The organism is Butyrivibrio sp. VCB2006, assembly GCF_000420945.1.
Taxonomy (GTDB): Bacteria; Bacillota; Clostridia; order Lachnospirales; family Lachnospiraceae; genus Butyrivibrio.
Window position 1 is genome coordinate 130,805 of the sequence record NZ_ATVX01000005.1, and the last position, 13,498, is coordinate 144,302.

Genomic DNA, 13,498 nt, shown 5'->3' on the forward strand with positions numbered 1-13,498 from the left:
AAGGGTATGGAAAGAGGAAGTAAGGGACATAGAGAAGAAACTCTGAATTTACGGTGCTTTTATTTAAGGCTCCTTAGGAAGATTTGGATAGTTCCTGTGGCTGCAATTGTTGGCGCATGTCTGTGCCTTGGAATATATACGCTTGTTACGGTGACTTATGGGCCGGCCAGAAGCTACAAGGCAGATGCAAGGCTATATGTGAGCTTTGCTTATGATGAGAATAAAGGTACGCTGGTAGATCACTACAATGCCTATACCTGGCAGCATATGCTGATGCCCACAGATGATATCCTTAATCCCATCATCAAAGAGCTTGAGGCAGAGCAGATTTTTGTAACAGAGAATGATGGCCCTTCCGCTACCTACGGAAATGCCAAGTCGATCACCAAGGATGAACTTTTAGCTTCTATAAATGCAGATACTCCTTCGGATGTAAGACTGATGCTTCTTTCAGCGGAGAATGCGGACAAGGAGCTTGCGGATGCTATTTTGAGAGCTAGTGTTAAGTCTCTTGAAAATTACGGCAATACAAATAAGGCTTTTGATTCAATCAAGTGTCTTAGTATAGATGAAGCAAAGCTCGTTACCTATTCTGACAGAAGTGTGGCGGCAGTTCTGTTTGGAGCTATATGCGCAGCTGTAGTGGCTATTTTGATAATGCTCTTAATAGCAGCTATAGATGATGCAATCTTTATTCAGGAAGATGCGCAGAAGCGCTATGGCGTAAATGTTCTGGGAATCCAGTGTGAAAAACCTATAGAGTTCTTTAATAATGAACTGGTGGCAGCATTTGGAAAGGCTACTGAGGGAACAGGCAAGGTTGCGGTTATTTCTGTAGACAGTATAGACAGCGATAAGGCTTCTGCAGAGGATACAGAGCACATTAAGGCTTTGATAGCAGGCACTGAGGCATCAGAGCATGTGGGACTTGTTCCAATGTCAGTTCCCGGAACGGTTCTTGATAATTACAGAAAAATAGGCACCTGCGACGGAGTGATTGTTTGTGTTCCGTTTGGAATCAGAAACGGAGCCATGACAGAGCACATTCTGACACAGCTCAAAAAGCACGAATGTCCTGTGCTTGGAATGATAATTGTCAGGGCGGACGGCAGGTTTATGCGTGCCTACTACGGCATCAGATAAATGGTAAAAGATATGGACGAGAACAGGCTGCAGATTTTGATCTCAGCAGTAAATAAGGAGGCTGAAAAGCTTCCGGAAATGATGAATATAGAGTCTGATGCGGTTATCGTTAACCAGATTATCGGTGAGGATGATACCGCGGGGGACGGGAATGATAGTCAGGGCAAGGATTTAGAGATAAGCTTTGGAACACATAAGGCCAAGATACTTAACAGGCGTGAAAAGGGTGTAGGCAGATCGAGAAATCTTGCTTTTGATAATTCTGACCATGAGATCATCCAGTTCGGGGATGATGATATTGTTTACGATAGTGGATATTCAGACAGGATACTGGCTGAATTCGATGCCCATAAGGAAGCGGATGTTCTTTTGTTCAACGTCAAGGCACAGCCCGGAAGAGAGACCTACTGGAACGAGGACTATGCCAGGGTTACCTGGAAGAACTACGGCAGATATCCTGCATATGCCATTTGTGCAAGGCGAGATAAGCTTCTTGCGAGCAATGTGAGATATTCTCTTTTATTCGGTGGCGGAGCGCCATATATGAACGGTGAGGATAGTCTCTTTTTACATGACTGTCTGAAAGCAGGGCTTTGTGTATATAGGACTACTACTGCTATAGGACATGAGAGAGTAAGCGAGTCTACATGGTTTAAGGGATACACAGAGAAATTCTTCTTTGACAGGGGAGTTTTATACCATTTTCTGTATGGGAAAATGGCTTTTGCGTTGGGATTTAGATTTTTATTCAAGAACAGAACTGAGATGTGTTCTGAACTTGGACTTTTTAAGTGCTACAGGTTACTGATGTCCGGAGTCAGGCATGGGAGGACGATTTAAGAGCAAATGTCAGTGTATTTATCTCTTACAGTGATAGTGCTGCTACTGGCACTTTTAATTAAACAGACTGACGGTAAATGCGGCGTAATGCGCATATATCAAGGGATGAGCAGGCAACAGATGATCAATCTTGTCACCTGCCTTGTTATTTTTGTGCTATTATTTGCTGTTTCCGCTCTTAGACTTAATGTAGGTAACGATTATCTCAAATATGTTGAGTTTATGCATCTGGCCTATAGTAATGCCTATGTTCCCACAGAGATTGGCTTTAACATGCTGGCTAAGATAATCTATTTTCTCTGCGGCTTTGAGAACTATCTTTTGATCTTTGCTATTTTTGCTTTTGCAACAATATATTTTTTTATGAAGGCAATGTATGAACAGAGCAAATGGTTTACGCTGAGTTTTGTAATGTTCATGCTGCTGGGCTATTATTTTCAGTCACTTAGCACAGTCAGATATTATCTGGCACTGTCTATTGCCCTTTATGCTGTAAAGTTTGTGATTAACAGAGATTGGCCAAGATTTGTACTTATTACTTTGTTAGGGAGCCTTTTTCATAAATCTCTTTTGCTGATACTGCTCTTATACGTGGTGGCACAGCTGAAATGGAAGAGATGGATGTACGCAGGTCTTGGAATACTTGGTATTTCCTGTCTGTTTCTCAAGGACTTCTATCTTAAGATTGTGATTTACCTATATCCCTCCTACAAGAATACAGAGTACCTTGAGGGAGGAACAAGCATTGTAAACATAGTCAGATGCATTGTTATTTTTGCTTTTTCCATGTGGCTTTATAAGGACGTGATAAAAGACAGCAGAGAGAACAGATTCTATTTTATATGCAATATAATGGCGCTGGTTTTGTATGTTTTCGGATCCTTCATACCGGTTATTTCCAGAGTGGGCTATTACCTGACAGTTACCCATATCCTGTTTGTACCTGCCCTGGTGGTTGGAATTAAGGATGAGGACAAAAGAAAAATAGCTACCGCCGCCACAATGATAGCTTGCGTTATTTATTTCGTTCTTTATATGAGAGGGGCAGGAAATGATGGTATTCGAATACTTCCGTACCAGACATTTCTTTTCCATGACCTGCCACTTACGCTTTCTGAGAGAGGCTACTATTAAGGGAGAATAATTCTATGAAGAAAACCTTTTTTACAATTATCATAGTGTCCTATAACCCGGGAGAGAAGCTTTTTGAGACTATCAGAAGCGTTGAGAAGCAGACTTTTACAGATTACAGGATTCTGGTAAAAGATGGCATGTCTACAGACGGTTCTGTTGATAAGCTTAAAGAGGCTTATAACGTGGCAATGGCCGGAACTGATGAGGATAAGACCATTACACTTTTGGAGAGCTGTGATAACGGTATCTATCATGGGATGAATATTGCAACTGCTTATCTTAAGGGCAGGATCATAGAGAACAGGGCAATCAAGGAGGATGCGGCAAGCACTGAGGATGTAAAGCTCCTTAGAGCAGGAGAGAGCCCATCATATGTCTTTTTCCTTAATTGCGGTGACAGATTCTATGATGAAAATGTCCTTAGAAACATGTATGAAGCCATAAAGGGCAAGATCGAGAAGGAAGGAACAACTCTTCCAGCCATTTTTTACGGAGATATTTTTGATAGACAGACAGGCTATAAAGTCGCATCAAATCCGCAAATAAATGATTACGCATGTTATAGAAATCTTCCGTCTCATCAGGCGTGCTTTTATGACGAGAGGCTGATCTATAAGAATCCCTTTGACCTCAAGTATAAGGTGAGAGCTGACTACGAACAGTTCCTTAGGTGCTTTTACAGGGATAAGGCCCTTACTTACTATGTGCCGATGGTGGTTTCAAGCTACGAGGGAGGCGGCTACTCTGACCAGAACAAGAAGCTTTCCGAGGAGGAGAGAAAAGAGATTATTAAGCATTATCTGACCGGGGCTCAGATAAGGAAGTATGACTTCCTTAGAATAGCCACGCTGTCAGGACTACGTACAGTGCTTTCATCCAATAAGATAACAGCAGGTTTTTATAATGCCGTTAAGACTGCAATCTATGGGCTTAAGGGTGGTAAGGAGGAGTAATATTGAAGGTTTTATGGCTATGTAATATTATGCTCCCGGCGTATGCCAAAGCTCATAACCTTGAGCATTCAGTAAGAGAGGGATGGCTGTCGGGATGCTTTGACAGATTGTGCAGAGAACCGTTTGCGGAAAGAAAGATTGAGCTTGGAGTGTGCTTTCCTGCTACAGGAGAGATTGCTTCTTCCAAGGAAGTAATCGACGGCGTCACATATTATGGTTTTTGGGAGGATTTAAACCATCCGGAGAAGTATGATGGGACGGTAGAGAATCGGTTTCATGTGATTCTGGATGATTTTAAGCCGGATGTGATTCACATTTTCGGCACTGAGTTTCCACATACACTGGCAATGCTCCGTTGTTTCGGCAATCCTTCAAAGGCTCTCGTGGGAATCCAGGGAGTATGCGGGAAGATTGCTGAAGAATACATGGCAGGTATTCCTGAGGAAGTACAGAAAAGTGCTACTTTGAGGGATAAACTTAAAGAGGATTCTCTTTTGCAGCAGCAGGAGAAGTATAGGATCCGTGCCGAGCATGAGAGGGAAGCGATTCTCTTGACCGGAAATATTACCGGAAGAACTGCTTTCGACAAGGAAGAGACTGCAAAGATCAATCCCTCGGCCAGGTATTTTGCAATGAATGAGACTATGAGACCTTCCTTCTACGAAGATAAATGGGAGGAAAAGAACGTTAGGCCTCACAGCATCTTTTTATCTCAAGGTGATTACCCTCTTAAGGGATTCCATTTTGTGCTGAGTGCGATGCCTAGGATTCTGGAGAAATATCCTGATGCCCATTTGTATGTGGCAGGAAATAACATAATCGGAAAAGGCCAGAGTAAGTACCCGTATTTTCTTAGGGCAAGTGCTTACGGCAAGTATTTGAAGTCAATCATTGGGGCAAATAAGCTCAAGAAAAAGGTGACAATGGTTGGCATGCTGAGTGAAGAAGAGATGAAACAGCAGATGCTACAGAGCAGCTTGTTTGTATGTGCTTCTGTTGTGGAGAATTCTCCTAATTCGCTGGCTGAGGCCATGCTTCTTGGAATGCCCATTGTGGCAGCAAAGGTTGGCGGCGTTCCCAGCATGATTCAGGGGAATAAAGAGTGCAGTTTCTTTGAGTCAGGAGATGCCGAGGGGCTTGCTGATGCTGTGATACAGATGTGGGATGAGCCGGTTATATCCGGTGTGTACGGCGATAATGCAAGGAAACATGCGCATTTTACACATGATCCCGATGCTAATTACAAGAGACTTATAGAGATTTACGAGAAGATAAATAATCAGGAATGATATACAGGTGGATAAAGGCATGGTAGTTACCTTTGTTTCCAACTACATAAATCATCACCAGCTTCCGTTTTGCAATGCTATGGATGCAATGGAGGATGTTGAGTTCCATTTCATCCAGACTTCGCCTATGGAAGAAAAACGTGTTCAGATGGGCTGGGGGATGGATCCTTCGGATATTTCCTTTGTTTCACTTTATTATCAGGATGAGGAAAAATGCAGAAGGCTCATTTTAGGTAGTGATGTGACGATTCTTGGCTGGTCGGATGGACTCATTGCAGATTTGGAAAAAGAGAGGCTTTCTTCCGGAAGGCTTACCTTCAGGGTTAGTGAAAGAATCTATAGGGAAGGTCAATGGAAGGCTATAAGTCCAAGGGGCCTTGCCTCCAAGTATAATGAGCACGTCAAATACAGAAAAAAGCCTGTGTACCTGCTATGCGCAGGAGCATATGTGGCATCTGATTTTGATCTGATCGGAAGTTACCCGGGTAAGAAGCTCAAATGGGGATATTTTCCACAGCAGGAAATCAGTGAATTCAAAAAGCCTGAACTTGGAAATGCAATAAATATCTGCTGGGCAGGAAGAATCATTGAACTTAAGCACTGCGAATATGCAATTGAGGTAGCAAAGCTATTGTCCGATAAGGGCTATGACTATCACCTTGATATTGTTGGAGATGGCAACAAGAGAGCGGATATAGAGAGTCTTATTGATAAATATGGGTTAAAAGATAAAGTGACTATGCATGGTTCCAAGAAACCAAAGGAAGTTTTGGAATTTATGCAGAGGGCAGATGTATTTCTTTTTACCAGTAATTATCTTGAAGGCTGGGGCGCAGTAGTTAACGAGGCTATGCAAAGCGGCTGCGCGGTAGTTGCTTCGAGGGAAGCAGGTTCTGTACCTTATCTGATCCAGGATGGCATAAATGGACTAAGCTATGGTGGTGGAAGCCTTAAGGCTTTAGAGTCAAAGGTATTGTATTTATTTGAAAATAGAGATAAAATTCGAGAGTTTGGCGAAAGGGCAAAAGAAACCATAACAAGATGGTGGAATGCGGAAAACGGAGCCGAAGAACTGGTTAGATTTTCCAGGGAAGCCCTAAACGGAAAAGAGCCGGAGCCCAGTGCAGAAGGACCTATGAGCGTAGCGCCAAATCTCAAACCTGCGGGACTTATTAGAACCATGCAGGAAAAAAACAGATTGGAATAAAGAATGAGAACTATTGATAAGATTTTTGATGTTGAATTTAAAATTGGAGATGTGAAGATAAAGTGCTTTGACGTGCTTGTGGCTATTGTGCTCACAGCATTGGGGCTGATGTTCAGATTCTCTTTATATGATGTTGTATCAGGAGATTATAAGACAGCCTTTGCTGATTGGATGAGTGAATGCCACGCCGCAGGCGGTTTTGCATATCTTGGTATTAAGCCGGGAGTATCAGATGCCAGCACTTTTGACTATAACTGTATGTTCCAGTATCTGATCGTAATTCTGCATTACATCGGCGGAAATATGTCTGATATGTATCTGGTTAAGACATTGTCTGTGATTTTTGATTTTGTCTGTGCTATTAACCTTGCGCGAATAGCATATCATGTATCAGGTAAAAACATTCAGAAGGCTATGCTTGCTTATTTTGCAGTACTGTTTCTTCCTACAGTGGTACTTAACAGCGCAGCATGGGCCCAGAATGATTCAATCTATACAGCCTTTATTTTGCTTTCTCTTTTGCATGTACTTAAGGGAAATGATTTCAGGGCATTTATGTACCTAGCTATTTCCTATAGCTTTAAGCAGCAGGCAATATTCTTTATGCCATTCATAATACTGATGTGGCTTAAGAATAAGATAAAGATCAGATATATACTTGCAATCCCCGTGTTCCATGTTGTGGCTATGATTCCTGCAGCAATTGCCGGAAGAAAATGGGGAGACCTTCTTGGAATCTATGGAAATCAGGTTGAAATGTTCACAAGACTTTCCATGAATTATCCTAGTATTTACACAATCATAACATCTGATCTTGATAGAAGTATCAGAAAGCTCATTATCCGAGGCGGTGTTATGGCAACAGTTATCATATTCGGTATGATAGCGTACTACATGTATAAAAAGAAGTTTGCCATTACAGGTAAGTTCATGATAACGCTGGTTATTTTTACAGCGGAGCTTTGCTGCTTCTGTCTTCCTGTTATGCATGAAAGATATGGCTATATGCCTGAGATGCTGGCGGTAGTATATGCTCTGTACAGCTACAAGAGACTTCCGATTTGTGCATTCCTTCAGGTTATCTCCATGATCACCTATACCAGATACCTGTTTGGCGCTACAGTGTCTTATTTGTGGCCACTTTCAGTTGCGATGCTGGTAATTATCCTTACAGTTGGCTATGATCTCTACAAGCAGATGCAGATTCCGGAGGGAGCAAATGTCTGAATTTGACAAAAAGATATCGGTTGTTATCCCTGCATATAATATAGAGGACCTGCTTGGAAAGTGCGTGGAGTCTATTGTTAATCAGGATTATCCGGGAGAACTTCTTGAGATAATTGTGGTGGATGACGGATCGACAGATGGAACCGGTAAGGTTGCTGATGAACTTGCGGATAGGTATAGTAATGTCTTTTGCCTCCACAAGGAAAATGGCGGATCCAGCAGTGCCAGAAATTTGGGAATTAGTCATGCAACCGGTGAATATATCGGATTTGTGGATAGTGATGACTATGTGGATGGTCGCATGTATAGCACTCTTATGAGGGCAGCAACTACCTACGATGCTGATATGGTCCAAATTTCCAGAGACGAGATTTCCGAGGATGGGACGAAACGACCCGATGTGGTAATCCCTCCAAGTGAACCGTTGGTAATTGAGCCAAAAGAGCATTTGAGAACTCTTTTGATGCACACAGGTGATGCATCTTTTTGCACTAAGCTTGTTAAGAGAGCTTTTTTTACAGAAGATATGCTCTTTCCTGAAGGAGAGCTTAATGAGGATTTCTATCTGATGATACATATGCTTGGAAAGGTCAACAAGGTGGTGATACTTCCTCAGCAGTATTATCACGTTTATTACAGACTTGGCAGTAATTCCAGGAAGAAAGCAGAGGATAAGGACTATTTTCCGTCTGTATTTACGGATATTGTCAGAAATGCTGATGTGGCCCTGGAACTGGTGGGGAAGAACTATCCTGAACTGGTTGATGTGGCAAGACGTTTTGGATATGTGCAGAGGCTTGACTATCTGCTGCATATTCCGGTTTCAAAAATGACAAGAGACAATGATTTTTATAGGGACGTTGTCAGAAATGTCAGAGGAAATCTGGGCCGGATACTTGGCAATAGATATTTAACAGGTAAGCAGAAGATATATCTTATGATACTTGCGCTTAACCCCAGAGGAATACGTGCACTTCATGCTAAAGTTCGCGGCTTATAGAGGTAGGTATAAATTTTCATGAAAAGATTGGGCATAATACTGGTTTTCGTATTTTCAATATTGGTAAATGTTTACTTTGGCTTCCAGAAGTCAGGTTTTCACGAAGACGAGTATTATACCTATTATTCTACCAATAGAAGTATCGGGCTATACCAGCCTGACAGACAGTGGCAGGACAGACAGACCATACTTGATGAATTTGTAGTTAAACCGGGAGAGGGCTTTAACTATGGGCTTGTTAAGCTTGTTCAATCCTGGGATGTTCACCCGCCGCTTTACTACATGATTTTTCATACTATCTGTTCATTCGCCACGGGTGTATTTACAAAATGGCCAGGTATCATAACCAATCTTATAGCTTTTTCCTTAACGTTTCTGGTCCTTGACCTCATCCTAAGAAGGCTCAGGGCATCATATTTCGTTGAGGTTATGGCTCTTTTATTCTACGGAGTTAATCCCCAGACGATTTCCTGTAATATGCTTATCAGAATGTATGCCTGGTTATCTCTTTTTGTGGCACTTTGCGCCTATCTCCACATCAGAATGGTTCAGGAATATGATGAGAAAAAAGCTAAAGAGGGCTTTGGAAGATTCTTTCTGACGATGTTTCTGCCCATAATGATCACATCATATTTGGGATTTCTTACCCAGTATTTTTACCTGTTTTTCTTCGTTTCCATTGGAGTAGCCTTTGCCGCATGGCTGGTATTTGTAAGAAAAGACATAAGGCTTGGGGCTATATATGTGATCAGCTGCGCCGTTTCTCTGGCCCTGGCAGTTTTTACATACCCTGCCAGTGTTCATCATATGCTGGGAGGCTACAGAGGAAATGAGGCCGCAGGAAGTATTTTTGATATTGGAAATACTGTGATGAGGCTGTCTTTCTTTGCAGGGCTTCTTAATGACTTTGTATTTGCCGGAGTACTGTGGGTTTTGGGTATTGTAATCCTTGTAGGACTTGGATACAAGTTGTATCTTAAGAAGGCAAATGGTTTAGCACCTGAATTTGTGATATTTGCAGTTGGAGTAATAGGGTATTTTCTTATTACCGCCAAAGCTGCGCTTTTAGTTGGAAGTGCCTCGAATAGATACGAAATGCCTGCATATGGGCTTGTGATAGTGATAGTTGCAGTACTTTTGCAGAGGGCGTTACGACTTGATACAAGTGCTTCAAAAGGCGTTCAGCTCGCAGGAAAAATAATGATGCTGGCTGCAGGAGCAGTTTTGCTATTTAAAGGTATAGTGGTAGATGATAGAGTACTTTTCATGTATCCGGAGGATAAAGACAAAATTGCTTATGCCGCTGAGAATCATGATCAGGTGGCTGTTGTCATGTATAATCCTGCTACTCCGCATAACGTCTGGAGGCTCACAGATGAGCTCCTTGAGTATGATAAGGTCTTCTATATGGATGAAGAGAATACGGAACCTATAACGGAAGATAATCTGATAAATGCTGGGAAGATCATACTGTATGTGGCAGATGATGAGAGTCAGGATGAGGCACTGGATAATCTGAAGAAATCCACAGGAAAGGAACAGATGGAGTTGCAATCGTTTGAAGATATGTGGGTTACATATGAATTGAAGTGAATGCAGCAGATATGGGCTGAAAATATGCGATTTGTGAGACATTTGCACGAGGAAGATAATTCATGAGTATATAAGAAAAAAGAAGTTATTCCGTTTATGGTTCGTTTGATTTTAGAACCATGGAATAACTTCTCTTTGATTATATGCCATGAATTACGACGAGGAAACGCGAACAAATCGTATATTTCAGTCTAAGTTGTATACGTAGATAGTGTATGGACTGCTTTCATCGGTATAAATTCCGATCAATGTGATTCCAAGCTCGTCTGCATTGGAAAACTCAATTCTTGAGAAGATGTACTTACAGTCAAGGCTCTTGAGCTCGTCTAGATTAACAACAAGTCTTGTGTCCGTTACTTCAAGGTTTCGAAGCGGTGCATAAGTGTTCTCATCAGAACCTGAGTAAAGACTTACTCGTGCGCCCCATCCCTCAAAATAGGATTTAAGTGAAGGAGAACCTTCAAGGGCAGGCTCTATGATACTGGTCCATTTATCTTTGTATTCCTGAGCATACATACCAAGATATCCATCTACAGTGGCAATTCCGTTGTAGTTAAGAACTGCCGGGTGCATGCCGTAGGCTGCAGACCATTCGCCGTTATAATCAATATCATCGATTATTTTATCAAACAGCTTGGTTGAGTAGAACTCGTTGTAGTTTACATAGGTTGTTTCACGGTGCTTGATGATCTTGAAGGCCTGGTTGTAACAGGTGTAGTAGAAATCATTGTAAACCTGAGGAACAAACATAACTACCAGAACCGCAAGGGTGACAATTATATTTGCCAGAGGCTTAAGGTTCTTTTTGCCATAGTCATACATTCTGACGCATACAAGAAGAAGCTCGGCGTACCACAGGAACGTATTAAAGTAAGCTGTTCTTGCAAACTCAAAACCTGTAAGCGGTGGAACCAGCATCTCAAAGAGATGTCTGAATGGAGCATACTGGTATAGGCCGAAGATAAGTACATTGAAGATAATCCAGAGCATTACAAGATTGATTGGATCCTTCATGATCTTGCCAGCCTGCTTATTTCTAATGTAAGCTGCGTTTATAATAACGATTGCAATTAAAACTACGCCAAGAACAATGTAGGTGTGAGAATCTTCTGAGTGGAAGGAGGCATCTGCAAACTCTGTAAGTGCAGTAAGCATTGCCTGACCAAAGCTGATCTCACCGTGTTCCATGGTGGTTCTGATGGTAATTGTGTCGGATAAGAGCATTTCCTTGAAGAGTCTGTATTCAAAGAGAATGTATCCGGCTGAAAGAATCACAATTGAAGCAAAGGTGCTCTTTGGAAACTTCTTATCTCTGATCCAGAGAATTATTACGGCAACTACCATATAGGAGAGAATGAAGAATCCATGATATGAGAAATAAGATAACAATGGATATAAAAATACTCCTATATAAAGTGGAAGCCTTTTTTTGAAGGTTTCTGCAAAGTAAAGCTTTCTGAGCAGAAGAATGATAAACGGAACGGAAGTAAAGGCAATTCCATAGGTTGGGAATACAGGGATCATTCCATAGGCTGCTGCTATCACAATGATAAGGGGCTTATACTGCTCATAGCGGTCCTTGTAGACATCCTTGGCAAGTAATGTAAAAGAAATGATACCAACTGCTATCTTGGCAGCATATCCGGCAAGGTATGCCCAAACTCCTGGAAGCAGAATATAGAACAGATTGTAGACAAGGAACTCCGATCCGAACAAATCTCTTGGGACTCCGTGAAGAATCGGAGCATCAGCACCCTGTTTGAACCAAAGGCCTGCCTTTTTGAGCATTTCGTAGTGAGCCATAAAAAGGTCCAGGTTGTCGTGAATCTGGAAATAGCTTTCACCTCTAAATATAAGGAACACTGCGGCCTGAATAGCCAGCAGTGTTCCTGTTAAATATAGATACCAATACTTTTTGATAGTATTTATCTTAGTCATGATTCGTAATCTTCTCCTACGGTAAACTTAGGAACCCACTTACCATCTTTCTTCTCAAAGAGATCCTTGTTTACGTACTTATCAACAACTTCCCAGAATTCTTCTTCTGTGATGGACAGATATTTGCATGTGGCATCGATGTACTGCTGACCGCAACGTCCGTCATATTCGTCAACATACCACTTACCATCTTCTCTGCTGAAGCGTCCTTCTCTGATGTCATAGCAGATTTCGTCTGTAGCATAGCCGAAACCGAACTTGAGATACTTGATCATCTGGTTAGGAATCTGAAGGTCACTGTCAAGGGCTGTATATCTTCTGTAACGACCAAGATCATGAAGATCTCCGGTTCTGCCTTGAAGACCTCTTGCGATAGCAAAGTCAGCATTTGTTACCTGTGACCATTCCTTGGTGTAGTACTGAAGGAAGATTGCCTTGATTCCCTTAGCCTGCATCTCTTCTACAGTAGGAATCTTGTAAAGGAAAAGATCCTTCTCGGTAATGTTATTGGAAAGATCAACGAAGCTGTCTACGCTGGCACCACGGATTGTCTCAAGCTGCATTACAGAGAATGCATTACCTGTAGCTTCCTGGTTCTTGGCAGCGCCAAGGGTAAGAGCTGCGTTTTCACCCTGAATGATAAGAGGGATGTTAAACTTAACCGCCATAATGTAGGATGATGCCCACAGGCAGTATTCTGAAGCCGCAATGATATTTCCTCTTTCGAAGAATGATTTTCTAGCCAGCTTCTTGGCAACAACAGGATTTGGTCTGATAGAAATAATATCAAATCCAAGGTTGTTAAGGTTATCTATGTTGTGACGACCGATATCTGTGATTTCATCAGGCACACAGTTGATAAGAAGTGGATTAAGTCCAAGCTTCTCCTTGGCGTATACTGCCTGGAATGTGGAATCCTTACCACCTGAAACACCGATAATACAGTCATAGGTATTACCACGCTTCTTGGCCTCGGCCTTTGCTTCTTCAGCAAATCCCTTAAGTTCAGCTTCACGGGCAGCCCAATCTATAGTTGCCTTAGATTCTTCATATCTGCAGGCGAAACAAATCTGTTCATCGTCAAAAACAATACCTGGTCTTGTGTCCGGCTGCAGACAACGCTTACAATATCGCATTTTCATGTGCGTATTCTCCTTTTTTGGGCTATTTTTAA

At 41.9% G+C, this 13,498-nt stretch carries 11 protein-coding genes; 9 read left to right on the forward strand and 2 right to left on the reverse strand.

The annotated features are described in order from the left end of the window. The first annotated feature begins 6 nt into the window (after positions 1–6). From G613_RS0106440 to G613_RS0106480, 9 genes are read left to right on the forward strand one after another with little or no spacing between them, the layout of a single operon-like run. Complete coding sequence (locus G613_RS0106440; RefSeq protein ID WP_029231876.1) at positions 7–1,143, forward strand: YveK family protein; 1,137 nt, start codon at positions 7–9, stop codon at positions 1,141–1,143. Next, positions 1,144–1,983 (forward strand): glycosyltransferase family A protein, encoded by an 840-nt coding sequence (locus tag G613_RS0106445; protein ID WP_029231877.1) that lies wholly within the window; start codon positions 1,144–1,146, stop codon positions 1,981–1,983. It begins immediately after the preceding gene. Between the two features lie 6 nt (positions 1,984–1,989). After that, a complete protein-coding gene (locus tag G613_RS0106450) occupies positions 1,990–3,117 on the forward strand; it encodes an EpsG family protein (protein WP_029231878.1) in 1,128 nt (375 codons plus the stop codon). Positions 3,118–3,131: 14 nt separating this feature from the next. Beyond that, positions 3,132–4,070, forward strand: a complete 939-nt coding sequence (locus G613_RS0106455) for a glycosyltransferase (protein WP_029231879.1) — start codon at positions 3,132–3,134, stop codon at positions 4,068–4,070. Positions 4,071–4,072: 2 nt separating this feature from the next. Next, positions 4,073–5,359 carry a glycosyltransferase family 4 protein gene (locus G613_RS0106460; protein WP_029231880.1) on the forward strand — a complete coding sequence of 429 codons (1,287 nt, stop codon included), beginning with the start codon at positions 4,073–4,075 and terminating at the stop codon, positions 5,357–5,359. A 19-nt stretch (positions 5,360–5,378) separates the two neighbouring features. Then, complete coding sequence (locus G613_RS0106465) at positions 5,379–6,566, forward strand: glycosyltransferase family 4 protein (protein WP_029231881.1); 1,188 nt, start codon at positions 5,379–5,381, stop codon at positions 6,564–6,566. A 3-nt stretch (positions 6,567–6,569) separates the two neighbouring features. Next, positions 6,570–7,793, forward strand: a complete 1,224-nt coding sequence (locus G613_RS0106470) for a hypothetical protein (protein WP_029231882.1) — start codon at positions 6,570–6,572, stop codon at positions 7,791–7,793. Beyond that, entirely contained in the window at positions 7,786–8,793 is a 1,008-nt protein-coding gene (locus G613_RS0106475; RefSeq protein ID WP_029231883.1) for a glycosyltransferase family 2 protein, read from the forward strand. Before G613_RS0106470 ends, G613_RS0106475 begins: the two co-directional genes overlap by 8 nt. A gap of 18 nt (positions 8,794–8,811) precedes the next feature. After that, on the forward strand, positions 8,812–10,386 hold the full coding sequence (locus G613_RS0106480; RefSeq protein WP_029231884.1) for a hypothetical protein: 1,575 nt from the start codon (positions 8,812–8,814) through the stop codon (positions 10,384–10,386). A 186-nt stretch (positions 10,387–10,572) separates the two neighbouring features. Here G613_RS0106480 and G613_RS0106485 read toward each other — a convergent pair whose 3' ends face one another. Then, positions 10,573–12,324 (reverse strand): DUF6044 family protein, encoded by a 1,752-nt coding sequence (locus G613_RS0106485; protein ID WP_029231885.1) that lies wholly within the window; start codon positions 12,322–12,324, stop codon positions 10,573–10,575. Next, on the reverse strand, positions 12,321–13,466 hold the full coding sequence (locus tag G613_RS0106490; protein ID WP_081647804.1) for an N-acetyl sugar amidotransferase: 1,146 nt from the start codon (positions 13,464–13,466) through the stop codon (positions 12,321–12,323). Before G613_RS0106490 ends, G613_RS0106485 begins: the two co-directional genes overlap by 4 nt. Positions 13,467–13,498 lie beyond the last annotated feature (32 nt).